General features: G+C 66.3%; 24 protein-coding genes. 9 read left to right on the forward strand and 15 right to left on the reverse strand.

All coding sequences use genetic code 11. From position 1 onward, the window contains the following. Positions 1 to 33 precede the first annotated feature (33 nt). Genes RM50_RS16065 through RM50_RS16090 form a run of 6 tightly spaced genes read right to left on the reverse strand, consistent with a single transcriptional unit; the run spans position 34 to position 5,103 of the window. The gene (locus RM50_RS16065) at positions 34 to 366 is read right to left on the reverse strand and encodes a metal-sulfur cluster assembly factor (protein WP_018761278.1); all 333 of its coding nucleotides are present in this window, start codon (positions 364 to 366) and stop codon (positions 34 to 36) included. A gap of 12 nt (positions 367 to 378) precedes the next feature. After that, a complete protein-coding gene (gene sufC, locus RM50_RS16070) occupies positions 379 to 1,173 on the reverse strand; it encodes a Fe-S cluster assembly ATPase SufC (protein WP_043454759.1) in 795 nt (264 codons plus the stop codon). Positions 1,174 to 1,215: 42 nt separating this feature from the next. Next, positions 1,216 to 1,572 (reverse strand): non-heme iron oxygenase ferredoxin subunit, encoded by a 357-nt coding sequence (locus RM50_RS16075; RefSeq protein ID WP_043454760.1) that lies wholly within the window; start codon positions 1,570 to 1,572, stop codon positions 1,216 to 1,218. A gap of 20 nt (positions 1,573 to 1,592) precedes the next feature. Further along, positions 1,593 to 2,834 carry a Fe-S cluster assembly protein SufD gene (gene sufD / locus RM50_RS16080; protein ID WP_043454762.1) on the reverse strand — a complete coding sequence of 414 codons (1,242 nt, stop codon included), beginning with the start codon at positions 2,832 to 2,834 and terminating at the stop codon, positions 1,593 to 1,595. Continuing rightward, positions 2,834 to 4,297, reverse strand: coding sequence for a Fe-S cluster assembly protein SufB (gene sufB, locus RM50_RS16085; RefSeq protein ID WP_043454764.1), 1,464 nt, complete (start codon positions 4,295 to 4,297; stop codon positions 2,834 to 2,836). Before sufB ends, sufD begins: the two co-directional genes overlap by 1 nt. After that, entirely contained in the window at positions 4,297 to 5,103 is an 807-nt protein-coding gene (locus RM50_RS16090) for a helix-turn-helix transcriptional regulator (RefSeq protein WP_043454854.1), read from the reverse strand. The genes sufB and RM50_RS16090 overlap by 1 nt, the downstream gene beginning before the upstream one ends. Before the next feature lie 156 nt (positions 5,104 to 5,259). Between RM50_RS16090 and RM50_RS16095 the strand changes: the two genes are divergently transcribed. Genes RM50_RS16095 through RM50_RS16105 form a run of 3 tightly spaced genes read left to right on the forward strand, consistent with a single transcriptional unit; the run spans position 5,260 to position 7,962 of the window. Beyond that, the gene (locus RM50_RS16095; protein WP_043454765.1) at positions 5,260 to 6,228 is read left to right on the forward strand and encodes an ABC transporter ATP-binding protein; all 969 of its coding nucleotides are present in this window, start codon (positions 5,260 to 5,262) and stop codon (positions 6,226 to 6,228) included. Beyond that, the gene (locus tag RM50_RS16100; RefSeq protein ID WP_043454766.1) at positions 6,225 to 6,992 is read left to right on the forward strand and encodes an ABC transporter permease; all 768 of its coding nucleotides are present in this window, start codon (positions 6,225 to 6,227) and stop codon (positions 6,990 to 6,992) included. Before RM50_RS16095 ends, RM50_RS16100 begins: the two co-directional genes overlap by 4 nt. A gap of 7 nt (positions 6,993 to 6,999) precedes the next feature. Continuing rightward, on the forward strand, positions 7,000 to 7,962 hold the full coding sequence (locus tag RM50_RS16105; protein ID WP_043454767.1) for a COX15/CtaA family protein: 963 nt from the start codon (positions 7,000 to 7,002) through the stop codon (positions 7,960 to 7,962). Between the two features lie 139 nt (positions 7,963 to 8,101). Here RM50_RS16105 and RM50_RS16110 read toward each other — a convergent pair whose 3' ends face one another. Further along, positions 8,102 to 10,366 carry a SulP family inorganic anion transporter gene (locus RM50_RS16110; protein ID WP_043454768.1) on the reverse strand — a complete coding sequence of 755 codons (2,265 nt, stop codon included), beginning with the start codon at positions 10,364 to 10,366 and terminating at the stop codon, positions 8,102 to 8,104. 204 nt (positions 10,367 to 10,570) lie between these two features. Further along, positions 10,571 to 11,530 (reverse strand): heme o synthase, encoded by a 960-nt coding sequence (locus tag RM50_RS16115; RefSeq protein ID WP_043454769.1) that lies wholly within the window; start codon positions 11,528 to 11,530, stop codon positions 10,571 to 10,573. Between the two features lie 518 nt (positions 11,531 to 12,048). Between RM50_RS16115 and tkt the strand changes: the two genes are divergently transcribed. Genes tkt through pgl form a run of 6 tightly spaced genes read left to right on the forward strand, consistent with a single transcriptional unit; the run spans position 12,049 to position 20,266 of the window. Then, positions 12,049 to 14,166, forward strand: coding sequence for a transketolase (tkt, locus tag RM50_RS16120; protein ID WP_043454856.1), 2,118 nt, complete (start codon positions 12,049 to 12,051; stop codon positions 14,164 to 14,166). A gap of 27 nt (positions 14,167 to 14,193) precedes the next feature. Continuing rightward, positions 14,194 to 15,309, forward strand: a complete 1,116-nt coding sequence (gene tal, locus RM50_RS16125; RefSeq protein ID WP_043454770.1) for a transaldolase — start codon at positions 14,194 to 14,196, stop codon at positions 15,307 to 15,309. Positions 15,310 to 15,314: 5 nt separating this feature from the next. Next, entirely contained in the window at positions 15,315 to 16,946 is a 1,632-nt protein-coding gene (locus RM50_RS16130) for a hypothetical protein (protein ID WP_043454772.1), read from the forward strand. A 14-nt stretch (positions 16,947 to 16,960) separates the two neighbouring features. Beyond that, entirely contained in the window at positions 16,961 to 18,520 is a 1,560-nt protein-coding gene (gene zwf, locus RM50_RS16135; protein ID WP_043454773.1) for a glucose-6-phosphate dehydrogenase, read from the forward strand. Further along, on the forward strand, positions 18,517 to 19,458 hold the full coding sequence (locus RM50_RS16140) for a glucose-6-phosphate dehydrogenase assembly protein OpcA (protein ID WP_043454775.1): 942 nt from the start codon (positions 18,517 to 18,519) through the stop codon (positions 19,456 to 19,458). Before zwf ends, RM50_RS16140 begins: the two co-directional genes overlap by 4 nt. After that, a complete protein-coding gene (pgl, locus tag RM50_RS16145; protein WP_043454776.1) occupies positions 19,448 to 20,266 on the forward strand; it encodes a 6-phosphogluconolactonase in 819 nt (272 codons plus the stop codon). Before RM50_RS16140 ends, pgl begins: the two co-directional genes overlap by 11 nt. Here pgl and RM50_RS16150 read toward each other — a convergent pair. From RM50_RS16150 to whiA, 7 genes are all read right to left on the reverse strand, one after another. Continuing rightward, on the reverse strand, positions 20,219 to 20,614 hold the full coding sequence (locus RM50_RS16150; protein ID WP_043454777.1) for an RNA polymerase-binding protein RbpA: 396 nt from the start codon (positions 20,612 to 20,614) through the stop codon (positions 20,219 to 20,221). The two genes, pgl and RM50_RS16150, sit on opposite strands and share 48 nt — an antisense overlap. A 125-nt stretch (positions 20,615 to 20,739) precedes the next feature. Next, positions 20,740 to 20,997 (reverse strand): preprotein translocase subunit SecG, encoded by a 258-nt coding sequence (gene secG / locus RM50_RS16155; protein ID WP_043454779.1) that lies wholly within the window; start codon positions 20,995 to 20,997, stop codon positions 20,740 to 20,742. A gap of 48 nt (positions 20,998 to 21,045) precedes the next feature. Next, a complete protein-coding gene (tpiA, locus tag RM50_RS16160) occupies positions 21,046 to 21,861 on the reverse strand; it encodes a triose-phosphate isomerase (protein WP_043454780.1) in 816 nt (271 codons plus the stop codon). 109 nt (positions 21,862 to 21,970) lie between these two features. Further along, positions 21,971 to 23,197 (reverse strand): phosphoglycerate kinase, encoded by a 1,227-nt coding sequence (locus RM50_RS16165; RefSeq protein ID WP_043454781.1) that lies wholly within the window; start codon positions 23,195 to 23,197, stop codon positions 21,971 to 21,973. Between the two features lie 10 nt (positions 23,198 to 23,207). Beyond that, positions 23,208 to 24,218, reverse strand: a complete 1,011-nt coding sequence (gene gap / locus RM50_RS16170) for a type I glyceraldehyde-3-phosphate dehydrogenase (RefSeq protein WP_043454782.1) — start codon at positions 24,216 to 24,218, stop codon at positions 23,208 to 23,210. A 259-nt stretch (positions 24,219 to 24,477) separates the two neighbouring features. After that, positions 24,478 to 25,104 carry a superoxide dismutase gene (locus RM50_RS16175; RefSeq protein ID WP_043454784.1) on the reverse strand — a complete coding sequence of 209 codons (627 nt, stop codon included), beginning with the start codon at positions 25,102 to 25,104 and terminating at the stop codon, positions 24,478 to 24,480. A gap of 102 nt (positions 25,105 to 25,206) precedes the next feature. Continuing rightward, a complete protein-coding gene (gene whiA / locus RM50_RS16180) occupies positions 25,207 to 26,187 on the reverse strand; it encodes a DNA-binding protein WhiA (RefSeq protein ID WP_043454785.1) in 981 nt (326 codons plus the stop codon). Between the last annotated feature and the right edge of the window lie 7 nt (positions 26,188 to 26,194).

A 26,194-nucleotide genomic window follows, 5' to 3' on the forward strand; every position in this document is an offset into this window, starting at 1 on the left:
AAGGTAACCGCCCGTCGTCGTACTTCAGGCCTGTCAGATGTTGAAGCCGAGGGCCCGCATCTGGTCCTTGCCGTCGTCGGTGATCCGCTCGGGACCCCATGGCGGCATCCAGACCCAGTTCAGCCGCCAGTCGTCCACGACGCCGTCCAGCGCCTGGCCCACCTGCTCCTCGAGCACGTCGGTGAGAGGGCAGGCGGCGGTGGTGAGCGTCATGTCGATCAGGAGCGCACCGTCGTCATCGGAGTATTTGAGGCCGTACAACAGCCCCAGGTCCACCACGTTGACGCCGAGCTCAGGGTCGATGACGTCCTTGAGCGCCTCTTCGACGTCCTCCAGGGCCGTCCGGCCCGGCTTGATTTCGGTCATGACAAGTCCTAACTAGGCCTGTACTGCGGCGGGAGCCGCGACGGTGGCTGCGCCGGCGCCCTTGGCGTACCGGTCGTAGCCTTCTTCCTCGAGGCGGTCGGCCAGCTCGGGGCCGCCTTCCTCGACAACCTGGCCGTCCACGAACACGTGCACGAAGTCAGGCTTGATGTAGCGCAGGATGCGCGTGTAGTGGGTGATGAGCAGCGTGCCCATGTTCCCCTCGGAGTGCGCGCGGTTGACGCCCTCGGAGACGATCTTGAGCGCGTCGACGTCCAGGCCGGAGTCGGTTTCGTCCAGCACGGCGAACTTGGGCTTGAAGAGTTCCAGCTGGAGGATCTCCACGCGCTTCTTCTCACCGCCGGAGAAGCCTTCGTTGACGTTGCGCTGGGCGAAGTCGGCGTCGATGCGCAGCTTCTCCATGGCGTCCTTGACGTCCTTGGTCCAGGTACGCAGCTTGGGTGCTTCGCCGTCGATGGCGGTCTTGGCGGTGCGCAGGAAGTTGGTCATGGTGACGCCGGGAACCTCCACCGGGTACTGCATGGCCAGGAAGAGGCCGGCGCGGGCACGCTCGTCGACGCTCATGTCCAGCACGTCTTCGCCATCCAGGGTGATGGTGCCGCTGGTGACGGTGTAGCGGGGGTGTCCCGCGATGGTGGACGCCAGGGTGGACTTGCCGGAGCCGTTCGGGCCCATGATGGCGTGGGTTTCGCCGGTCCTGATGGTCAGGCTGACGCCCTTCAGGATCTCCTTGGTGCCCTGTTCCGTCTCAATGCTGACGTGCAGGTCCTTGATCTCAAGAGTTGACATGCTCTTCTTTCTTTTCGCTCGTAAGTCTGGTGCTGCGGGCGCTCAGTAGTTGTCTACTGCCGCGCCGTTCAAAACGTTGGTGACGTCCACGTAGACGTCGTCCCCGTCGAGTTCGACGGCGAAGACGGGCACGGGATCGTAGGCGGGGAGCTGGAGCGGCTGGCCGCTGCGCAGGTCGAACTGGGAGCCGTGGCCCCAGCACTCGATCGTGCAGCCTTCCACGTCGCCCTCGGACAGGGAAATGTCCGCGTGCGAGCAGGTGTCGCCGATGGCGTGGATGTCACCCATCGAATCCCGGACGACGGCCACAGGGTAGCCGTCGACCAGGATGCGCAGCGCCTGCTTGACCTGGATATCGCCGGCACTGCATACCAGCTCACCCTTGGGAGTCCCGCTCATACGTTCCTGCCTGCCTGTCCCTAGTAGTCGATTGCCGCGAGTTCGCGCTCAACAGCTTCGGTCAGCCGCTCTTCGAGGGCCGGGACCTTGATCTGCTGGATGATCTCGTTGAGGAAGCCACGGACCACCAGGCGGCGGGCGACGTCCTCGGGGATGCCGCGGGCCATCAGGTAGAACAGGTGCTCGTCGTCGAAGCGGCCGGTGGCGCTGGCGTGGCCGGCACCCTCGATCAGGCCGGTCTCGATCTCGAGGTTCGGCACGGAGTCGGCGCGGCAGCCGTCGGTGAGGACCAGGTTCTGGTTCTTCTCGTAGGAGTCGGTGCCTTCCGCCTGCTTCTGGATCAGAACATCGCCCACCCAGACGGTGTGCGCGCCCTTGCCCTGCAGCGCGCCCTTGTACAGGACGTTGGACGTGCAGTTGGGCTTGTTGTGGTCCACGAAGGAGCGGTGCTCAAGGTGCTGTCCGGCGTCGGCGAAGTAGAGGCCCAGGAGCTCTGCCTCGGCGCCTTCACCGGCGAAGCGGACGTTGGAGTTCAGGCGGACGATCTTTCCGCCGAGGGTCACCGCGATGTGCTTGTACACGGCGTCCTTGGCAACCTCGGCGTCGTGCTGTGCCAGGTGCTTGGCGTCGTCTTCCCAGAGCTGCACGGAAACCACGGTCAGCTTGGCGCCGTCGCGGACCAGGACCTCGACGTTGCCGTTGTGGTCGGCTGCTCCGTCGTGCTCGATGATCACCACGGCACGGCTGTTCGCGCCGGCTTCGATGACGAGGTGCGAGTTGGTGCGGCGGCCCGCGCCGTTGCCGGTCAGGACCAGGCGCACGGGGGCGTCAAGTTCGGCGTTCGCGGGGATGGAGATGAGCTGGGCGTCCGCGGCGTTGGCGGAGGCCACGACGGCGGCACGGTCAGCCGGCACCAGGGTGGCGCCACGGGGGGCCTCACCGGCGCGGAGGGTCCGCTGCGTCACGGATGCCGGCGCCTCTACGGTGACGCCCAGGGCGCCGTCCTCCGACGGGGTGTCGGACAGCAGGTTGGCCAGTTCGCGCACCGGGGTGAAGCGCCATTCCTCTTCCCTGCCGTTGGGCAGGGCGAAGTCGGCCACGTCATGGCTGGTAAGGCGTTCGGCGCGCGAGGACATGACCTGCGTGCCGTGGCTGTGGTGGCGGTCAACCTTGGAGGCGACGAGGTGTTCGCCCTCCTCGGTGAAACCGGCGATCGACGGCGCGCCGATGCGGGCCTTCTCGGTAGTTGCTTCGGCAGTCATTAACCGACGGATCCTTCCATCTGGAGTTCGATGAGGCGGTTCAGCTCAAGGGCGTATTCCATGGGCAGTTCACGGGCGATCGGCTCAATGAAGCCGCGCACGATCATGGCCATGGCCTCGTCCTCGGGCATGCCGCGGGACATGAGGTAGAACAGCTGTTCCTCGCTGACGCGGGAAACGGTGGCCTCGTGTCCCAGCTGGACATCGTCCTCGCGGATGTCGATGTACGGGTAGGTGTCAGAGCGTGAAATGGTGTCCACCAGCAGGGCGTCGCAGCGCACGGTGTTGGCCGAGTGCTTGGCGCCTTCGCGGACCTGCACAAGGCCGCGGTAGGCCGCACGGCCGCCGCCGCGGGCAACGGACTTGGAGATGATGGAGCTCTTGGTGTTCGGCGCGATGTGCACCATCTTGGAACCGGTGTCCTGGTGCTGGCCTTCGCCGGCGAACGCGATGGACAGGGTCTCGCCCTTGGCGTGCTCGCCCACCAGGTAGACGGCCGGGTACTTCATGGTCACCTTGGAGCCGATGTTGCCGTCCACCCATTCCATGGTGGCGCCGGCTTCGCAGACCGCGCGCTTGGTCACCAGGTTGTACACGTTGTTCGACCAGTTCTGGATCGTGGTGTAGCGGACGCGGGCGCCCTTCTTGACGATGATCTCCACCACGGCGGAGTGCAGCGAGTCAGAGGTGTAGATCGGCGCGGTGCAGCCTTCGATGTAGTGGACGTAGGAGTCCTCGTCGGCGATGATCAGGGTGCGCTCGAACTGGCCCATGTTTTCCGTGTTGATGCGGAAGTAAGCCTGCAGCGGGATGTCCACGTGGACGCCCTTGGGCACGTACACGAAGGAGCCGCCCGACCAGACGGCGGTGTTCAGCGACGCGAACTTGTTGTCGCCCACCGGGATCACGGTGCCGAAGTACTCCTGGAAGATCTCCGGGTGTTCCTTCAGTGCAGTGTCCGTGTCCAGGAAGATGACGCCCTGGGCCTCGAGGTCCTCACGGATCTGGTGGTACACCACCTCGGACTCGTACTGCGCGGCAACGCCCGAGACCAGGCGGCTGCGCTCGGCTTCCGGGATGCCCAGCTTCTCGTACGTGTTGCGGATGTCCTCGGGCAGGTCCTCCCAGGTGGCGGCCTGCTTCTCGGTGGAGCGGACGAAGTACTTGATGTTGTCGAAGTCGATGCCGGAGAGGTCTGCACCCCAGGTGGGCATGGGCTTGCGGTCGAAGTACTTCAGGCCCTTCAGGCGCAGGTCGAGCATCCACTCGGGTTCGCTCTTCTTGGCCGAAATGTCCCGGACTACCTCTTCATCGAGACCACGCCGTGCATTGGCGCCGACGTCGTTCTTGTCGGCCCAGCCGTACTCGTAGTTGCCGATGCCATGGAGCTCGGGATTCTTTTCCAGAATCTCCGAGATCACAGTGTTTTCGGCTACTGCTTTCTCTGATAGTTGGTCCGTCATCACGGCCTTTCTTGCTGATGGTTGATTTCTTCGTCCAGGCCGGCGGGGGCTGCAGCCGGCTCGGGGGCCGGTTTGGCAGACAGCCTGCCTGTAGGAATGTGGGTGGTGCAGACGTGGCCGCCGCGGGCCAGCGTGGAGAGCCTGCGGACATCGACTCCCACCAGCCTTGAGAAGACCTCGGTTTCGACGTCGCAAAACACCGGGAACCGGGCTGCAAGCTGCTGGATGGGGCAGTGTCCCTGGCAGAGCTGCACGCTGGAGAGCGCCGCAGGAAGGGGTGCCTTGGCCTCGATGGTGGCCGTGGACGCAACGAAGTTGTCGCGGCTGAGGGCGGCTGACAGGGCCTTCGCCCGGTCCCGGATATCCGGGCCGGCCTGCTCGATTTCGGGTGCGTAGCGGCGCTCCATGTCCGCGAAACGTTCGACGGCGAAGGCCCGGACCGCGTCAGGTCCCGCAACCTTTTGCAGCTGCTGGAGCGCAAGGGCGGCGATGTCCAGGTAATCATTGCCGAGGCTTGACTGGCCCTGGGAACTCAGGACGTAGCGGCGGGCCGGACGGCCGGCGCGCGCTCCGGGTTTGGCCACCCGCTTGACTTCGATGACGCCTGCGCGCGACAGGTGGTCCAGGTGGCGCCGGACGGCGGCCGGGGTGAATCCCAGCATGTCCCCCAGTTCGGCCGCACTGACGGGGCCGTGCTCCAGGACGGCAGCGAGGACCCGGTCCCGGGTCCGCTCGTCGGCATCGGCCAGAGGACTGGATCCACCAGTCCCGGGGCCGGCCACGGGCACAGCTGTAGCGTTGGTCATGGAATACACAACACAATCATGTCGTAATTTAGTCCCGGGCTCCAGTAAGGACAGGCTGACCTTTGGTTACCGACGGAATGTGACCACGGCACCGGTCGAGTCGAAGGGCTTCCCAACCCGGACGTAAGAAAATACTACGTCCCGTAGAATATTGTGGTGCGATCCCCCCAGTCCCCCGTCCTGTCCATCCATGGGCTCATCAAGGACGTCGGCCCCCTCTCCAGCCTGGACGGCAAGATGCTTCGGGTTGTCAGCGGCGTCTCCCTGGTGGCCGAACGCGGCCAGGTCACGGCCCTGCTCGGCGCCAACGGCGCCGGAAAAACCACAACCCTCGAATGCGCGCAGGGCCTGCAAAAGCGCACCGGCGGCAGCATCTCACTGCTGGGCCTGGACCCTGCAACGGCCGGCGCGGACCTGCGCTCCCGCGTCGGTGTCATGCTGCAGGACGGCGGACTGCCGCCCTCCGCCCGGCCCCTGCCCCTGCTGCGGCACATCGCCGGGCTGTACGCGCGGCCCTGGCCGCTGGAGGACCTGGTGGGCAGGCTCGCCATCGATACCTTCAGCCGGACCAGCGTCCGCCGGCTGTCGGGCGGCCAGAAGCAGCGGCTGGCACTGGCCGCCGCCCTCATCGGACGCCCCGAGGTCCTGTTCCTGGACGAGCCCAGTGCAGGCCTGGACCCCCAGTCCCGGCAGCTGGTGTTCGACCTGATCGCCGAACTGCGCAACAGCGGCATGGGGATCATCCTGACCACGCACCTCATGGACGACGCCCAGCGCCTGGCCGACTATGTCTACATCATCGACGGCGGACGCAACGTGGCCGAGGGGACGGTGCAGGAACTGCTGCAGCGCAGCCCGGCTGCCGGCCAGGGCGGCGACCACGTCCGGACGCTGGCGTTCGAGGGACCTGCCGGCCTTGACCTGTCAGCGGTGCTGCCGGCCGGCGTCGACATCTCCGAAACCCGGGCCGGAAGCTATTCCGTGACCGGCGTCCTGACCCCGCGCCACCTCTCCGCCCTTGCCCAGTGGTGGGAAGAGAAGGGGATCATGCCCGCATCAATGAGCCTCGAGGCGCGTAGCCTTGAAGACGTCTTTCTGGACATTTCAGGAAAGGACATCCGATGAGCAACGCAGCTGGCCTGGAGACGCAGCAGCCGGCGTCCCTGCTCCGGCGTGTCCTCCTGCAGGGAAAATACGAGGCGCTGACCATGCTGCGCAACGGCGAACAGCTGATCCTTGCGGTGGTGCTGCCGCTGCTGGCGCTCGTCGGTTTGACGGTCACACCCTTCCTGGACGGGATGGGCTCCAGCCGCATCAACGTGGCCGTTCCAGGAATCCTTGCCCTGTGTGCCATGTCCACGGCTTTCACCGGTCAGGGCATCGCCACCGGCTTCGACCGCCGCTACGGCGTACTCCGGTTCCTCTCCACCACGCCCCTGGGCAGGGGCGGCCTGATCGCCGGCAAGGTCCTGTCCGTCCTGGCCGTCCTGTGCGTCCAGGTGGTGGTGGTGGGCCTTGTCGCCCTGACGCTGGGGTGGCAGCCGACGGCGGCGGGCTGGCTTCCGGGGCTGGCCCTGCTCGCGCTGGGCGCGGCGGCGTTCACCGCCCTGGGCCTGCTGGTTGCGGGAACGGTCAGGCCTGAGGCAACGCTGGCCATCACCAATCTCCTCTGGATCCTGCTGGGCGCCATGGGCGGGATCGTCATCCCGGCCGAACGGCTGCCTGCTGCCGCCCAGGCGGTTGTGCATTTCCTGCCGTCCGGCGCCCTGGGCGAGTCGATGCGCGCAGCCTTCCTGGATGGTGCCGTCAACGGCGGCGCCGCCCTCATCCTGCTCCTCTGGACGGCCATCGCCGGAGCAGCAGCCATCCGTTGGTTCAAGTGGAATTGAGATAATCGTGACCACGGCTTCACGCCTCCCCCAGTTCGCCGGCCGCCTGGCCTCGCGGCTCCCCCGCACCGTGGACGTCCGCGTCCGCCGCCTCGCCGTCGCCTCGCTGATCGGCCAGACACTCCTGGTGGTGACCGGCGGCGCCGTCCGCCTGACCGCGTCAGGCCTGGGATGCCCCACATGGCCCCGCTGCACGTCTGATTCCCTGGTGAACACCCCCGCAATGGGCATCCACGGCTTCATCGAGTTCGGAAACCGGCTCCTGACCTTCGCGCTGGCCGCCGTCGCAGCCCTGATGCTGGTGTACCTGTGGAACCTCCGGAAGGAACGCCGGGACCTCTTCCTCCTGGCCCTCGGACTGCTGGCCAGCATCCCGGCGCAGGCGATCATCGGCGGTGTCACCGTCCTGACCAACCTGAACCCGTGGGTGGTGGGCCTGCACTTCCTGGTCTCCATGGCCCTGGTGGTCTTTGCCACCCTCCTGGTGAACCGGGCCTTCGGTCGTACGGGCCGCTTCCTTGCATCCCACCCCGCCGCCCTGCCCGCTGCCCTGCGCCCGGTGACGGCCGCCGTCGCCCTCTTCTCGGCGGTCGCCGTGATGCTCGGCGTGGTGGTTACGGGCGCCGGCCCGCATGCCGGGGACGCTGATGCGCCCCGCAACAACCTTGACTGGGACCTGTTCTCCCACATCCACGCCGTGCCGGCGTACCTGGTGACCGCCGGGACGCTGGTGGCCCTCGTCCTGGTCGTCAGGCGACGCATCAGGGGCCCCTTCCGCGCAGCCGTCCTGGCTCTCCTGGGCGTCACCGTGCTGCAGGCAATCATCGGGTTCACGCAGTACTACAACGGCATTCCCGCATTGTTGGTTGCTGCCCACATGCTGGGTGCTGCGCTGCTGATGGCGGCATCGACCAACGCGTGGGACATTGCCCACTCCAGCCCGCAGGAGACCTCCCGGCCGGGGCGGTAGGTCTCGGCAGTCCCGGGCGGCCCAGGAAATCGTTGGATTCCGGCTTCAGGACACGCCACACTCTCAAAGCACGGGGCGCCCCGGTCCATTGCGGACCGGGGCGCCTGGCGGTTCGGGCACTTCCTGCGGGTCTGCAGTCCTAGCGGCCCGGGGAAACGGCGGCGGTCCGCAGGCCGCCGTCGAACGCCGGGTCCAGGCTCTCAATGGAGTCCGCCGTGATCTGCAGGACTCGCGCCGTGGCGATGTCGTAGAACAGTCCCGTTGCCTGCACGCGGCCGCATGCCAGCGCGGGTCCGGCCACCGGATGTTCCTGCAGTTTCGCCAGCTGCACCGCCACGTTCACCATGGCCAGCTGGTCCACCCTGCCGTAACCGGCTGCGGCGGCCTGCCTGCCGACCGGATGGCCCGCCAACAGCTCCGTGTAACCCGGCCGGGCATGGTCGAGCCACTGCACGAACGCGTCGCCGAGGGAACGGTTGTCCCCGCCCCCGGCTTCCGCGAGCACGGCCTTCATGGCACCGCAATTGGAGTGCCCGCAAATCACCAGCGACTGCACCCCCAGGCCGTCCACCGCGAAGGACAGGGCCGAATCGATGGATGCGTCACGGCCGTGGCCGCACACCACGTTGCCGATGTTCCGAAGGGTGAGCAGGTCCCCGGGGCCGCTGCTGGTGATCAGGTTCGGGTTCACGCGGGAATCAACACAGGCCACGAACAGGCTGTCCGGGTTCTGCGTTTCCGTGAGGTCATGGACCAGCGGCCGGACCTGGTGGGCAAACCGCCGGTGGTACCGGTCGATGCCATGCAGCAGCGGCTCCTTCCGGGGCGGCAGGGGCAGTTCCGTGGCCACTTCCCGCCGCGGTGCGCGGTCTGCAGCGTCGTGGAACACGGTGTTGCCGTGCTCCTCGAGGCGTACGTTGCCGCCGGTGGCCTGGTGCTGCTGTTGCCAGGCGAGCAGGGCTTCCCGGAAGGGGTGGTCAACGTAATCGGCGTTGAGCTCCACCATCACGCTGGCTCCGGACGGCACGGCCTGCAGCGTGCTGTTGAGCCGCGGCAGGGCGAAGAAGCTGCATGAACCTCCGATGGTCACCCGCCAGGGAATTGACGGCGCGGCAGGCGGGTGGGCTTGGATGGGGGCCCGCAGGACGCGCCACAGCACACTGACGGCGGCCAGGGCCAGGCCGATCATCACGCCTTCGAGCAGGTTCAGGAACACCACGCAGGCCAGCGTCACGGCGTAAATGGCCAGGTCGCCGGTGCGCAGGCTGGTCCGGATGTCAGCCACCGTGATCAGGCGCGCGCCGATCACCACCAGGAGGCCGGCCAGGACCGCCAGCGGGATCAGCTGGATCAATCCGGCAAAGAGGGCGGAGAAGGCCAGGACCCACACGCCGTGCAGTACCGCGGAGGCCCGGGTGGCCGCGCCCGCTTCCACGTTGGTGGCACTGCGGACAATGACGCCGGTCACGGGCAGGCCTCCCAGTGAGCCGGACACAATGTTCGCGGCGCCCTGGCCGACCAGCTCCCGGTTCAGGTTGGTCCGGGTGCCGGTGTGCATCTTGTCCACCGCCACGGCTGACAGCAGTGATTCGATGCTGGCGATCAGTGCCATGGTCAGGACGGCAAAGGCAAAGGCGCGCCAGTTGCCGTCCGGAAGCTGAGGCAGCGCGATGGCATCGAAAATCGAACCGTCCAGTGCGATACGCTTCACGCCCGGCGCAAAGGCGACGGCCAAAGCGGTCCCTGCTGCCACGGCCGCCAGGGGGCCGGGAACGCGGCGGACAGCGGCCGGCAGGAACTTCCAGCACAGGAGGATTGCCACCACGGCCAGTCCGAGCAGTGCCGCGTGCAGTTCAAGGTTGGTGATGGCCGACGGCAGCCCGGCGAGGTTTTCCAGTGCAGAGCCGGCGGGCTGTCCGCCGAGGAGTACGTGGAGCTGCTGCAGGATGATGGTGATGCCGATCCCGGCGAGCATGGCCTTGACCACCACCGGCGAAACGGCGAGGGCGGCCCTGCCCACGCGGCTGATCCCCAGCAGGAGCTGCACGACGCCGGCCGCTGCGGTGATGGCGCAGGTAACCTGCCAGCCGAATTCCTGGACCAGGCCGGCGACGACGACGGTCAGTCCGGCGGCGGGTCCACTCACCTGGAGCGGTGAGCCGCCGAGGCTGCCGGCCACGATACCGCCGACGGCGGCGGCAATGAGTCCGGCCATGATGGGTGCCCCCGACGCTGCTGCGATGCCAAGCGAGAGGGGAAGGGCCACGAGGAACACCACCAGGGAGGCCGGTACATCGGCGGCAAGGTGCATGGTGGCGGCCGGACGGTGGAACCTGAAACGGCTGCCCCCGCCTCCGGGCGGGCTGTGGCTGGGGGCGGTGGCTGCGGTGGGACGGGCTTCCATGGTTTTCCTTTGCTCGGGGGAAGGGTCCGCTCCACCGTAAGCAGCCGGTCACTGTCAATGACAGTTAAAGTGACGCATATGACAAACCTGTCACACGGATTTGAGTGGCGGGAGGTGAGCCCGGACCCGGGGGAAGCCTTGCCGCTTAAACCAGAGAGGCGGCCCCCACGCCACGTGGGAGCCGCCTCTGCGGGACCTGCCTTGCTAGCCGGCCATGATCGCGTTTCCGACGAAGGGGTCCACCGCAAGGGCGATGAAGAGCAGGGTCAGGTAGCTGATTGATCCGTGGAAGACCTTCATGGCGCGCTTATCCGGAATGTCCTCGCGCTGGGCACGGGCATACAAGGCGTGCGATTCATAAAGGAACCAGGCTCCGGCGAGGACCGCGGTGACGGTATAGACCCAGCCCGCACCCCCGGCCGGGATCATGAGCAGCGAGCAGGCCACCATGGCCCAGGCGTAGAGGACCACCTGGACGGATACCACCTTGGCCCCGGCGATGGCGCCGAGCATGGGAACGTTCGCGTTTCGGTAGTCCTCGCCGTAGCGCATGGACAGGGGCCAGTAGTGCGGCGGGGTCCACAGGAAGATCACCATGAACAGGATGACTGCCGGCCATTCGACGGAGTTCGTGACGGCGGCCCACGCGATCAGCACGGGGAAGCAACCGGCCGCGCCGCCCCAGACAATATTCTGCGCGGTGCGGCGCTTGAGGATCATCGTGTAGATGACCACGTAGAAGAAGATGGCCCCCAGGCCCAGCCACGCCGACAGCGGATTGGCACCAAACCACAGGATCACGATGGATGCCGCCCCCAGCAGCCAGGAGAAGACCAGGGCCTCGCGGGGGGTCACTTCGCCGGTGACCAGCGGCCTGTTTTCCGTTCGGTGCATCAGCTTGTCGATGTCGCGGTCGATGTAGCAGTTGAAGGCCCCCGCGCTGCCCGCGGCGAAGGCTCCACCGACCAGCGTGGCAAGGATCAGCCCAAGGGACGGGAAGCCGCGCTCGGCGTAGATCATGGTGGGCAGTGTGCTGACCAGGAGGAGCTCGATCACGCGCGGCTTGGTGAGGGCGAGATACGCCTTTGCCTTGCGGGCAAACCCGGAACCTGCGGCCCGGGATGCGTTCAGCGGCGTATCTGTTGTGCTCACGGTGGCAGTCACCCGTTCTGTGTGGCAGTTGAGGCTGGCAAGCAGCTCCGGTCGTGCGGCCCGGACCCGGGCACAACACGAGGGAGGAAAAGCGCCTGGTGCGTGCAACAGCCGGGGAACTCCGGGCGGCGACAGCAATGCCCACCCGGTGTTGGCCTCCGAATATCATACCGCGCCGCCGGCCGTGTCCCGGCCCCGCCGTATGCGCAGATGATTGCTCGCGCACCGATTCGAGCAGATTAACTCAACCTCACGGAATGGTGATTCACAAAAGGGGAAATTGCGTCCACAACGTGAGATTTGCACCGCCCGCAGTATGGATAAGAGCTAAGCTGTCACCAGATCAGCACGCAGCAGGAAAGCAGTGGAAAACGCATTCCCTACGCTGTCCGTGACTGGAATCAAGGATCAACGTTTCGATGGTGGACGGCTGGTACGCAACGGCAGCGGGCGCCACACAGGGCGCCTTTGACCGAACCCCGTGTACCACCGCCACCAGCAAAGAGAGGGGCCCGGTTTTCGTGCCACATTTGGAAGAGCAAGAACTGTCATGGACCAGCCTGGACCAGCGTGCCGTGGACACCATCCGTGTCCTGGCCGCCGACGCCGTGGAGAAGGTGGGCAACGGCCACCCGGGTACCGCGATGAGCCTGGCGCCGGCCGCCTACCTGCTGTTCCAGAAGCTGATGCGCCATGATCCGCGTGATCCCCAGTGGCTGGGCCGCGACCGTTTCGTCCTGTCCCCCGGCCACACGTCGCTGACGCTGTACATCCAGCTGTTCCTGTCGGGCTACGGGCTGGAACTGAAGGACCTCGAGGCCCTCCGCACCTGGGGTTCCCTGACCCCGGGCCACCCCGAGTACAAGCACACCGCCGGTGTGGAGATCACCACCGGTCCGCTCGGCCAGGGCCTGGCCTCCTCGGTGGGCTTTGCCTACTCGCAGCGCCGCCAGCGCGGCCTGTTCGACGCAGACGCGCCGGCTGGCGAGTCGCCCTTTGACCACACCATCTGGGTTATTGCTTCCGACGGCGACCTGCAGGAAGGCGTCACGGCTGAAGCCTCGTCGCTGGCCGGCCACCAGGAGCTCGGCAACCTCGTGGTCATCTACGACGAGAACCACATCTCCATTGAGGACGACACCGACATCGCCTTTACCGAGGATGTCCTGAAGCGCTATGAGGCCTACGGCTGGCACACCCAGCGCGTGGACTGGACCCGCACCGGGGAATACAAGGAGGACGTCCAGGAGCTCTACAGCGCCCTGCTCGCGGCCAAGGCCGAAACCTCCAAGCCGTCCATCATCTCGCTGCGGACCATCATCGGCTACCCGGCCCCCAAGAAGCAGAACACCGGCAAGATCCACGGTTCCGCGCTCGGCGCCGAGGAAGTCGCAGCGCTGAAGGAAGTCCTGGGCTTCGACCCCGCCAAGTCCTTCCAGGTCGACCAGGAGGTCCTGGACCACGCCCGCAAGGTTGTGGAGCGCGGCGCCTCCGAGCGCAAGGAATGGGAAGAGTCCTTCAACGCGTGGCAGGCAGCCAACCCCGAAGGCGCGGCACTCCTGCAGCGCATCGAGGCGCAGGAACTCCCCGAGGGCGTCGATGCGGCGCTTCCGGTCTTCCCGGCCGGCAAGGACGTTTCCACCCGCGCGGCATCCGGCAAGGTCCTCAACGCCCTGGGCCCGGTCCTGCCCGAACTCTGGGGCGGTTCCGCCGACCTCGCCGAGTCCAACAACACCACCATCGAAGGCTCCCCGTCCTTCGTGCCGGCATCCAAGCAGACCGGTGCCTGGTCGGGCAACCCGTACGGCCGCGTCCTGCACTTCGGCATCCGCGAGCACGCCGCCGCATCGATCGTCAACGGCATCAGCCTGGCCGGCAACACCCGGGCCTTCTCCGGAACGTTCCTGATCTTCAGCGACTACCAGCGCCCCGCCATCCGCCTCGGCGCCCTGATGGGCGTTCCGTCGCTGTACGTCTGGACGCACGACTCCATCGGCCTGGGCGAGGACGGCCCCACCCACCAGCCGGTGGAACAGCTCGCCTCACTGCGCGCCATCGTGGGCCTGGACGTGGTCCGCCCCGGCGACGCCAACGAAGTGGCTGCCGCGTGGAAGACCATGCTCGAAAACCACGCCAACCCTGCAGGCATCGTCCTGACCCGCCAGAACATTCCCACCTGGGAACGCGGGGAGGGCGACGCCGATGGCGACACCTTCGCTTCCACCGCCGGCGTGGCAAAGGGCGGCTACGTCCTGGCCGAGGCATCGAAGGACGGCGCCACGGTTCCGGCCGACGTCATCCTGATCGCCACGGGCTCCGAGGTCCAGCTGGCCGTCCAGGCACGCGAAGCCCTGCAGTCCGAGGGCATTGCAGCCCGGGTTGTCTCCATGCCCTGCGTCGAATGGTTCAAGAAGCAGGACGCGGCATACCGCGAATCCGTCCTGCCGGCGGCCGTCAAGGCACGCGTGTCCGTCGAAGCAGGCCTCGCCCTGGGCTGGCGCGAATTCGTCGGCGATGCCGGCCGTTCCGTCAGCCTCGAGCACTACGGCGCTTCCGCCGACTACAAGCGCCTCTTCCAGGAGTTCGGCATCACGGCGGAGGCAGTGGCCGCCGCCGCCAAGGACTCACTCTCCAGCCTCCAGGCCTGATCACCAATCTTTGAGGAGATAAACACCATGACTACTCCCACCCAGCAGCTCTCCGACGCCGGAGTCTCCATCTGGCTCGACGACCTCTCCCGCGGACGCCTGGAAACCGGCACGCTCCGCAAGCTCATCGAAGAGAAGAACGTCGTTGGCGTCACCACCAACCCGTCGATCTTCCACGCTGCGATCACCTCCGGCACGGACTACGACCACATCATTGCCGCCAAGGCAGCCGCAGGTGCCAGCGTCGAAGACACCATCTTCGAGATCACCACCACCGACGTCGCCGACGCCTGCGATCTCTTCGCCCCCGTGGCTGCCGCTACGAAGGGCGTGGATGGCCGCGTCTCCATCGAGGTCGACCCCCGGCTCGCCTGGGACACCGCCGGAACCATCGCCGAGGCCAAGCACCTTTACCAGCGCGTCAACAAGGACAACGTCCTCATCAAGATTCCTGCGACGGTGGAAGGCCTCGAAGCCATTACGGCAACCCTGGCAGAGGGCATCAGCGTCAACGTGACCCTGATCTTCTCCCTGGAGCGCTACCGCGCCGTCATCAACGCCTTCCAGTCCGGGCTGGAGCGGGCAAAGGAGAACGGCCATGACCTCTCCAGGATCCACTCGGTCGCCTCGTTCTTCGTCTCGCGCGTCGACACCGAGATCGACAAGCGGCTGGACAAGATCGGCACGGAGGAGGCCAAGACCCTCAAGGGCAAGGCCGGAGTGGCCAACGCCCGCCTTGCCTACCAGGTCTACGAGGAGCTCTTTGCCACCGAGCGCTGGGCCCTCCTGGCGGATGCCGGCGCACTCCCCCAACGCCCCCTCTGGGCCTCGACCGGCGTCAAGGACCCGGCCTACCCGGACACCCTCTACGTCACCGAACTAGTGGCACCGGGCGTGGTGAACACCATGCCGGAGAAGACCCTGGACGCCACGTTCGACCACGGCGTGGTCACCGGCGATACCGTCACCGGCACCTATGATGAGGCGAACGCAACCCTCGACGCCCTGGAAAAGCTGGGCGTCAGCTACAACGACGTCGTCGCGCTCCTTGAAACCGAAGGCCTGGACAAGTTCGTGGCCAGCTGGAAGGAACTCCTGGCCGACGTCGAAGGCGCCCTCGCCTCTGCACGAAAGGCTTCCTAACACCTATGAGCACTCTCAGCTACGACGCCACCGGCGCTGCCCAGCAGGCGCTTGAACAGCACCTTCCCGCCCTCGTCGAGGACAGGATCGCCACCCGGATCTTCGCCAAGGACCACACCCTGTGGGGTCCGGACGCCGAAGCCGAGTCGGCAATCCGGCTCGGCTGGGTGGAAGCCGCAACCGTTTCACAGCCTTTGGTCAAGGACATCCTGGAACTCCGTGACGCTTTGCGTGGCGAGGGTGTCAGCAGGATCGTGCTCTGCGGCATGGGTGGATCCTCGCTGGCCCCCGAGGTCATTGCGGGTACCGCCGGCGTCGAGCTGACAGTGTTGGACAGCACGGACCCGGACCAGGTCCGTGCTGCCCTTGCGGACCGGCTGGCCGAAACCGCGATCGTGGTCTCGTCCAAGTCCGGCTCCACCCTGGAAACCGACTCGCAGCGGCGTATTTTCGAGCAGGCTTTCACCGAAGCCGGCCTCGACGCCAAGAGCCGGATCATCATCGTCACGGATCCGGGTTCGCCGCTGGACAAGGCATCCCGCGAAGCAGGCTACCGCGCCGTCTTCAACGCGGACCCCAACGTTGGCGGCCGTTATTCGGCCCTGACCGCGTTCGGCCTGGTCCCCTCCGGCCTGGCCGGCGTGGACATCCAGGCATTCCTGGACGAGGCGGAAGAAGCTGCCGAAATCCTCAACGACGACGCTCCCGAGAACATCGGCCTTGCCTTGGGCACGGCGCTGGGTGGGACCACCCCCCTGCGGAACAAGATCGTCATCGCGGAAGACGGCTCCGGCATTGTTGGGTTCGCGGACTGGGCCGAACAGCTCATCGCCGAATCCACGGGCAAGCTGGGCACCGGCGTCCTGCCGGTGGTGGCGGGTCCAAATGCTCCGGAGGTCACCTCGGGTGCTCCCGACGTCCTGGTGGTGCGCCTCGTCGCCCCGGATGCCGACGTCGAACTCGGCGAAGACCAGGTGGCCATCGCCGGCGGCCTTGCCACCCAGATGATGGTGTGGGAGTTCGCCACGGCGGTGGCGGGCAGGCTGCTGGGGATCAACCCCTTCGACCAGCCCGACGTCGAAGCTGCCAAGGTGGCGGCGCGCGGCCTGCTGGATGCCCAGCCCGAGCCGACGCCCGCAGCATTCGTTGACGGGGCCATCGAGGTGCGCGGCGGCGACTGGCTGGGAGACGCTTCAACTGCCGAAGGCGCAGTCAAAGCGCTGCTCGGCACGCTTGCTGCGGACAGCTACCTGAGCGTCCAGGCATACTTCGACCGGCTCGCCTTCGCCGGTCTGGAGGGAATCCGTGATGAGCTCGCAGCCACAACGGGACGGCCCGTAACCTTCGGCTGGGGCCCCCGCTTCCTGCACTCCACCGGACAGTTCCACAAGGGTGGTCCGGCCATCGGCGTGTTCCTCCAGGTCACAGCCGAGCCCGCCGGGGACCTTGCCATCCCGGACCGGCCCTTTACGTTCGGCGAGCTCATCGCCGCCCAGGCTGCCGGCGACGCGCAGGTCCTGGGTGAGCACGGCCGTCCCGTGCTGCGCCTCCACCTGACCGACCGTGCCGCGGGCGTTGCCCAGTTGCAGGACCTCGTCTCTGCCCTGTCCACCCGCGCATCCGCAACCGAAAGCTAAGGCACAGAAGCACCATGCCAGAAACTGAATACGGCAGGAAAGGCGCGGGCCGCGGGCGTAATCCGTTGCGGGATCCGCGCGACCGCCGCTTGAACCGGATTGCCGGTCCCTCGTCGCTTGTGTTGTTTGGGGTCACGGGTGACTTGGCCCGGAAGAAGTTGATGCCCGCGGTGTATGACCTGGCGAACCGGGGGTTGTTGCCGCCGAGTTTCGCGCTGGTGGGTTTTGCCCGCCGGGAATGGGACAAGGAGGATTTCGCCGCCGAGGTCAAGGCGTCGGTGCAGGCGCATGCGCGCACGCCGTTTGATGAGGCGGTCTGGAACCAGTTGTCCGAGGGCATCCGGTTTGTCCAGGGCGAGTTCGACGACGACGCCGCATTCGAGCGGCTCGGCGAGACGATCAAGGAACTCGACGACGTCCGGGGCACCCGGGGAAACCATGCGTTCTACCTCTCGATTCCGCCGAAGGCGTTCGAGCAGGTCTGCCGGCAGTTGTCCAAGCACGGCCTGGCGCAGGCCGACGGGGACAAGTGGCGGCGCGTCGTGATCGAGAAACCGTTCGGGCACGACCTTGAATCGGCGCGGCAGTTGAACGACATTGTCGAATCGGTGTTTCCGCCGGACGCGGTGTTCCGGATCGACCACTACCTGGGCAAGGAGACGGTACAGAACATCCTGGCGCTGCGCTTCGCGAACCAGTTGTTCGAGCCGCTGTGGAACGCGAACTATGTGGACCATGTCCAGATCACCATGGCGGAGGACATCGGCACGGGCGGCCGGGCAGGGTATTACGACGGCGTGGGCGCGGCCCGCGACGTCATCCAGAACCACCTGCTGCAGCTGCTGGCGCTCACGGCGATGGAGGAGCCCATCTCCTTCAACGCCGATGACCTGCGCGCGGAGAAGGAAAAGGTCCTCGCCGCGGTCAAGCTCCCCGAGGATCTGTCCACGCATTCGGCGCGGGGCCAGTTCACCGGTGGCTGGCAGGGCGGCGAACAGGTCCAGGGCTACCTGGAAGAGGAAGGCATCCCTGCCGATTCGACCACGGAAACCTACGCGGCGATCCGGGTGGACATCCACACCCGCCGCTGGTCCGGGGTGCCCTTCTACCTGCGCGCCGGCAAGCGCCTGGGCCGGCGGGTCACCGAGATCGCGGTGGTTTTCAAGCGCGCACCGAACCTGTTGTTCCGTGACCACGGCGAGGATGATTTCGGGCAGAACGCCGTGGTAATCCGGGTCCAGCCCGATGAGGGCGTCACCATCCGGTTCGGGTCCAAGGTCCCCGGGACCCAGATGGAAGTCCGCGACGTGACCATGGACTTCGGCTACGGGCACTCGTTCACCGAGTCCTCCCCGGAGGCTTATGAACGGTTGATCCTGGACGTGCTGCTCGGTGAGCCGCCGCTGTTCCCGCGGCACGAGGAAGTGGAGCTGTCCTGGAAGATCCTTGACCCGTTCGAGGAATACTGGGCCTCGCTGAACGAGCAGCCCGAGCCCTACGCCCCAGGCTCCTGGGGCCCGGCCAGCGCTGATGAACTGCTGGCCCGTGACGGACGAACCTGGAGAAGGCCATGATCGTTAACCTGCCCGACACCACCACCTCGAAGGTCTCCAAGAAGCTCATGGCCCTGCGCGAGCAGGGCGGCGTGATTGCCCTGGGCCGGGTACTGACCCTGGTGGTCGTGACCAAGTCAGGGCTCGAGGAAGAAGCGATCGAGGCCGCGAACGACGCCTCCCGCGAACACCCCTGCCGGATCATCGTCCTCGCCGACGCCGGCAAGGACGCGCAGGACCGGCTCGACGCGCAGATCCGCGTCGGCGGGGACGCGGGTGCCTCCGAGGTGATCGTGCTGCGCGGCTACGGACAGCTCGCGCGCGAATCCGAGTCCCTGGTGGCTGCGCTGCTGCTCCCGGACGCTCCGATCGTGGCCTGGTGGCCGCACGGAGCCCCGGAGAACGCCTGCGAAACCTCCATCGGCGCAATCGCGCACCGCCGGATCACCGACTCCGCGAACGAACCCGACCCGCAGGCCGCGCTGGAGAGGATCCACCACACCTACAAGGCCGGCGACACCGACCTTGCCTGGACCCGGCTGACCAACTGGCGGATCCAGCTGGCCGCGGCCCTGGACGAAGTGGACTCCTCACCTGTCACGGCCGTCGCCGTCGAAGGGGCCTCCGACTCACCCTCGACCATCCTGCTGGCCGCCTGGCTCACCCTGACGCTGGACGCCCCCGTCACCATCGTCGCGGACCCGGCCGGAACCGGAATACGCCGTGTCCGCCTCAGCCGCCCCGGCGGCGATGTCCAGCTCTTCCGCCCCGGACTCTCGGTCGCCGAGCTCACCCAACCCGGCCAACCGGCCCAACGGATCTCCCTCCCACGCCGCAGCCTCCGCGATTGCCTTGCCGAAGAACTCCGGCGGCTTGACCCCGACGAAGTTTTTGGCGAAGTGATTACTATTGGACTGCCACGTACCAATCTAAGGAGCGTCCGACCCAGTGAGCGTTGACCCACGAGTAAGCATCCATCCTGATTCGTCCGTCCTCATGGCCGCCATTGCGGCACGCCTGATCACCAAGCTCGTTGATGTCCAGGACAAGTACGGCGAAGCCACCGTGGTGCTCACCGGGGGAACCGTGGGGATCGGTACGTTGAAGGCCGTAGCGGATTCTCCCGCGGCGCCTGCCGTCAACTGGTCAAAGGTCAACTTCTGGTGGGGCGACGAACGCTTCGTTGGCTCGGATGACCCGGACCGGAACACCAAGCAGGCGTATGACGCCTTGCTGTCACATATACCGGTGGATCCGGACCGGGTGCACTCACCGGGTTCCACGGACGAGTTCGGTTCCCCCGAGGAAGCGGCTGAGGACTACGCCCGCCAACTCCGGGACGCCGCAGCAGCGGAGCACGCCGCTGACATGTCCGACGACAGGCCGGAGGAGCCCTCAACTCTCCCCCGCCTCGATGTGGTGCTCCTGGGCGTCGGACCCGACGCCCACATCGCCTCGCTGTTCCCGGAGCAGGCCGGGATCCGTGAAAAGGACAAGACCGTGGTGGGTGTCCGGAACTCCCCCAAGCCGCCCCCGCTGCGGATCTCCCTTACCCTTCCCGCCATCAATACGGCGGCGGAGGTGTGGATGGTTGTGGCCGGGGAAGATAAGGCCGGCGCGGTGGGACTGGCATTGGCGGGAGCCAATCCCGTGCAGGTGCCTGCCTCCGGCCCCAGGGGAACCTCCCGCACCCTGTGGCTGATCGACGAGAACGCGGCCTCACGCGTCCCGCAGCAGCTGGTCCGGAAGGACGCCGCGGGCGCGTAGCCTTTCCAGCGCTCCGGCCAGGACGTCTTCGGCGTCCTGGTCGGAGCGCCGTTCTTTAACGTATTCCAAGTGCGTCTTGTAACCCTCGTCAAACAGGTCCTCAGGTGCCGCGGCCTGGCCGTCCCGGGTAGCCGGCGCTCCGCAGCGCCTGCAGTCCCACGTCCGGGGGATCTGGTCTTCGGGCATTTTCAGGAACACAGGCTGGGTCTCATGCCCGCTCGCGCACCAATAGGACACCCGGATACGGGGCGGGGGCTGGGAGGTCGAGTCGTTCGGATGCAGGCTCGATCCGGAACCCGCCACCACTCCGGCGCGGGTTCCCCGGAAACCTGATGCTGGATGGACCATAACAACTCCCTGACGTTAGGCGCCGTTAAACAAAAAACTGTGGCTGCCGGAAACCGACAGCCACAGTTTAAAGGGCAGGTCCAAGGGCCGGGAGGGCCGAAAGTACCTTGTGCCAGGCCCTGGGGTCAGGAATCCCCGCCGCCGCTGAACCGCATGATCAGGCCGAGGGCGATGATCACCACGCCCCAGGTGACACCCAGGATGATGGTGAAGCGGTTGAGGTTGCGTTCGGCCACACCGGAAGAGCTCAGGCCCGAGCTCATGCCGCCGCCGAACATGTCGGACAACCCACCGCCGCGGCCTTTGTGCAGGAGGATCAGGAGCGTCAGCAGGAGGCTCGTGATGCCCAGGAGGATCTGCAGGATGACATGAAGAACGTCCACGACGGCCTTTCGGGAGTTGGGATTGCGGGAGTATGTGCTGGTGTGGGACTAGTCCGCGACCAGGTGGCTCTCGAACCTGACAATATTAGCAAACTCGGCAGGATCGAGGCTGGCGCCACCCACCAGCAGGCCGTCGACATCGCGCTCCTTCAGGATGGCGGCCGCATTGTTGGCCTTGACCGAACCGCCGTAGAGCAGGCGGGTCCTGGCCGCAACATCGGCATCGAAGATGCTTTCCAGTTCCGCGCGGATAGCGGCGCACATCTCCTGTGCATCCTCCGGGCCTGCCACGTGGCCGGTGCCGATGGCCCAGACGGGTTCGTAGGCAACCACGAGATCAGATGCCTGCTCTTTGGTGAGTCCTGCCACCCCGGCGCGGAGCTGCTCCAGGGTGTGCTCCACATGGGTCCCTGCCTGGCGGATTTCCAGGCCCTCCCCCACGCAGAGGACGGGAACGAGGCCGTGCTTGAAGGCCGCCTTCACCTTGGCATTGAGGACCTCGTCCGACTCGTTGTGGATGGTGCGGCGTTCGCTGTGGCCGACGAGGACGTAGGAGCAGCCCAGCTTGGCCAGGAACTGGCCGGAGATGTCACCCGTGTAGGCACCGGAATCGAACTGCGACAGGTCCTGGCCGCCGTAGGCGACCTGCAGGTCGTCGCCCTGGACCAGGGTCTGGACACCGCGGAGATCGGTGAACGGCGGGAAAACGGCCACCTCGACGCGGCTGTAGTCATGCTTGGCGTCAGAGAGGGTCCAGGCCAGCTTCTGCAGGAGGGTGATGCCCTGCACGTGGTCCATGTTCATTTTCCAGTTGCCCGCGATGAAGGGCTTGCGGTCGAAAGCGCCGTTCGTTGACGTAGTCACGTAATCTCCAAAAAAGTTTTTTATATGTGTTCGGCCGGCAGGCTGCCGCGGGCAACCTGCCGGCCGGAGGACTGCATGGTCCGGTTACTGCGGGACAGTAGCGGGAGTGCTACCGGTCCAGGACGCTGAGGCCCGGAAGTTCCTTGCCTTCGAGGTACTCCAGGCTGGCACCGCCACCGGTCGAAATGTGGCCGAACTGGTCATCGGTGAACCCCAGGGTGCGCACGGCCGCAGCAGAATCGCCACCGCCTACCACGGTGAAACCGTCGGTGGCGGTGAGGGCCTGGGCGATGGCCCGGGTGCCTGCCGAGAATGCCTCGAATTCGAAGACACCCATGGGGCCGTTCCAGAAAACCGTCCGGGCCGTCTTGATCCGTTCGGCAAAAGCGGCCGAGGTGTCGGGTCCGATGTCGAGGCCGATGCCCTGGGCGCCAAAGCTGCTGCCCTCGATGGCGTCGGCCGCCACGGTTTCGTGCCTGGCGTCTGCGGCGAACTTCTCTGCGACGACGACGTCCGTGGGAACCACGAATTCCGTGCCGGCGTCCGCTGCCCGCTTCAGGTAGTCCTGGACCACGGGGATCTGGTCTTCCTCAAGCAGGCTTGAGGCGACCTTGTGGCCCTGCGCTGCCAGGAAGGTGAAGAGCATCCCGCCGCCCACCAGGATGGTGTCGGCCTTGCCGAGCAGGTTGTCGATGACGGCCAGCTTGTCCGAGACCTTCGAACCGCCAAGCACCACGACGTACGGGCGCTGGGTGTCGCTGGTCAGCTTCTTGAGGACTTCCACCTCGGTGTGCACCAGGTCGCCCTGGTACGACGGAAGCCGGGTGGCGACGTCGTAGACGCTGGCGTGCTTGCGGTGCACGGCGCCGAAGGCGTCGTCCACGAAGGCACCGTTGGTGCCGGTAAGGGCGACCAGTTCGTCGGCGAAGGCGCCGCGCTCGGCGTCGTCCTTGCTGGTCTCGCGGGCGTCGAAGCGGACGTTCTCCAGGACCAGCGCTTCACCGTCCTGCAAGGCCGCAGCCGCTGCCTTGGCAGCGTCACCGACGGTATCGGCTGCCAGGGTGACCTTGAAGCCCGCCAGTTCGGCAAGGCGGTCCACCGCGGGACGCAGGGAGTACTTTTCATCAGGGGCGCCCTTGGGGCGTCCAAGGTGGGCTGTTACCAGCACGCGGGCACCGGCGTCCGTGAGCTTTGCCAGCACTGGAAGCGAGGCCTTGATGCGGCCGTCGTCAGTCACTGTAGAGCCGTCGAGCGGCACATTCAGGTCACTTCGAACCAGAATGTACCGCCCGCGGACACCTTCAGCGATCAGTTCGTTGAGGGTGTGTGATGTCATGTGTCTAACCCTAGCCCAGCTTGGATGCGACAAGCTCCGTAAGGTCCACGAGGCGGTTGGAGTAGCCCCATTCGTTGTCATACCAGGAAACAACCTTGACCTGGTTGCCAATGACCTTGGTCAGGCCGGCGTCGAAGATGGAGGACGCGGGGTCTCCGACGATGTCGGAGGAGACGATCGGCTCTTCCGTGTAGGTCAGGAAGCCCTGGAGCTCGTCAGACTCGGAGGCACGCTTGAGGGCTGCGTTGACTTCCTCGACGGTGGTCTCGCGGGAGACGGTGACGGTCAGGTCGGTGGCGGAGCCGGTGGGCACGGGGACGCGGATGGCGTAGCCGTCAAGCTTGCCCTTGAGCTCCGGCAGGACCAGGCCGATGGCCTTGGCGGCACCGGTGGAGGTGGGCACCATGTTGATGGCGGCGGCGCGGGCACGGCGCAGGTCCTTGTGCGGGCCGTCCTGCAGGTTCTGGTCGGCGGTGTAGGCATGGACGGTGGTCATGAGGCCACGCTCGATGCCGAATTCGTCGTTGACGACCTTGGCCAGCGGGCCGAGGCAGTTGGTGGTGCAGGATGCGTTGGAAATGATGTTGTGCTTGTCGTTGTCGTAGAGGTTGTGGTTCACACCCATCACGATGGTGATGTCCTCATCCGACGCGGGAGCGGAAATCAGGACCTTCTTGGCGCCGGCTGCGATGTGCTTCTGCGCGTCGGCTGCCTTGGTGAAGAAACCGGTGGATTCGATGACGATGTCCACGCCCAGTTCGCCCCAGGGCAGGTTGGCGGGATCGCGTTCCGCCAGGACCTTGACCACATTGCCGTTGACGACGATGTTGCCGTCCTTGACCTCGATGGTTTCCTTCAGCCGCCCGCCGACGGAGTCGTACTTGAACAGGTGCGCCAGGGCTTCGGGGCTGGTGAGGTCGTTGACTGCAACGATCTCAAGGTCCGCGCCTTGGGCAAGTGCTGCGCGGAAGTAGTTGCGGCCAATGCGGCCGAAGCCGTTGATACCAATACGGGTCGTCACTTTTACAGTCTCCTTGGTGCTTTGAGAAGCACTACTAGTTGAGCGGGCGTTCAAGCCAACTAACAGATCCCGCACGCCATTGGGCAGAGATGATTAACACGGAGGGCGACCAGCCTCATTGCTGAAGGCTAACCGCCTTCCGTGACCTATCTTACGTTTAACTGGGTCCGCCCCCGCAAGTGCGGGGGCGGACCGTCCACATCCCGGCCGGTTTAAGTCCGAATGTGAAGTTTGTTACAGCGGGGTATAACCCCGGTCACTACGGGAGGGTGATGAGGCCCGTGGCGTTGGCGCGTGCTGCCTCGAAGCGCTGGGCGACGTCCGCCCAGTTGACGATGTTCCAGAACGCCTTGACGTAGTCGGCCTTCACGTTGACGTAGTCCAGGTAGAAGGCGTGCTCCCACATGTCCAGCATCAGCAGCGGGGTGGTGCCCAGTGCCGTGTTGCCCTGCTGGTCGTAGAGCTGCTCGATAACCAGGTTGCCGCCGATGGGTTCGTACGCCAGGAAACCCCAGCCGGAGCCCTGCAGGCCAAGTGCCGCGGCGGAGAACTGGGCGCGGAACGCATCGAAGGAGCCGAAGGCGTCGTCGATTGCGGCTGCCAGCTCACCTTCGGGCTTGTCGCCGCCGTCCGGGGAGAGGTTCTTCCAGAACACGGAGTGGTTGATGTGGCCGCCGGTGTGGAACGCGAGGTCCTTCGACAGGCGGTTGATGTTGGCGAAGTCGCCCTTTTCGCGGGCCTCGGCCAGCTGTGCCAGGGCGTTGTTGGCACCTGCCACGTAGGCGGCGTGGTGCTTGCTGTGGTGCAGCTCCATGATCCGCGCAGAAATGTGCGGTTCGAGGGCGGCGTAGTCGTAGCTGAGTTCCGGCAAAACGTACTCGGTCACAAAATCCTCCAATATCGTGGACCCCAGGGTCCGGTTGGTACCTCTCGGATTGTGCATCCGGGCAGCGGGTGCCCGGAATCCTTTTTTGATTCTATGGGGCGCTTACTCGTCCAGCATTTCCGGCGTCACATTGGCGTCCGTGCCGGGAATCCCCAGGTCAAGGGCGCGCTTGTCGGCCATGGCGAGCAGGCGGCGGATGCGGCCGGCAATGGCGTCCTTGGTCATGACGGGGTCGGCGAGCCGGCCCAGTTCATCCAGGCTTGCCTGTTTGTGGGCCACGCGGAGTTCGCCCGCATACTTCAGGTGGTCCGGAACGTCGTCGCCCAGGATTTCCAGGGCCCGCTCCACCCGCGCACCGGCGGCAACGGCTGCCTGCGCAGAGCGGCGCAGGTTGGCGTCGTCGAAGTTGGCGAGCCGGTTGGCCGTGGCCCTGACCTCCTTGCGCATGCGGCGCTCCTCCCACACCATCAGGGCGTCGTGGGCGCCCATCCGGGTCAGCAGCGCAGCGATGGTGTCCCCGTCGCGGATGACCACCCGGTCCACTCCCCTGACTTCCCGTGCCTTGGCCTGGATGTCCAGGCGGCGGGCGGCGCCCACCAGGGCCAGGGCGGACTCAGGGCCGGGGCAGGTGACCTCCAGCGACGACGAGCGGCCGGGTTCCGTCAGCGAACCGTGGGCCAGGAACGCGCCGCGCCAGACAGCCTCGGCGTCTGCCGCCGAGCCATTGACGACGGCGGACGGCAGCCCGCGCACGGGGCGGCCCCGGCCATCGAGCAGGCCGGTCTGCCGCGCCAGCGCCTCACCGTCGCGGACCACCCGGACCACGTAGCGGCTGGCGCGGCGCAGTCCGCCGGCGGACACGACGATGATTTCGCTTTGGTGTCCGTACACCTCGGCGATGGCGGCCCGGAGCCGGCGGGCAGTGGACGCCAGGTCCACTTCCGCCTCGATGACGATCCGGCCCGAGATGATGTGCAGTCCGCCGGCGAACCGGAGCATGGCGGAAACTTCTGCCTTGCGCACTGATGACTTCTTGATGTCCAGACGGGACAGTTCTTCCTTGACCGATGCTGTCAGTGCCATGGCACCT

This window comes from Pseudarthrobacter phenanthrenivorans, assembly GCF_000813845.1.
GTDB classification, from domain to species: domain Bacteria; phylum Actinomycetota; class Actinomycetes; order Actinomycetales; family Micrococcaceae; genus Arthrobacter; species Arthrobacter phenanthrenivorans_B.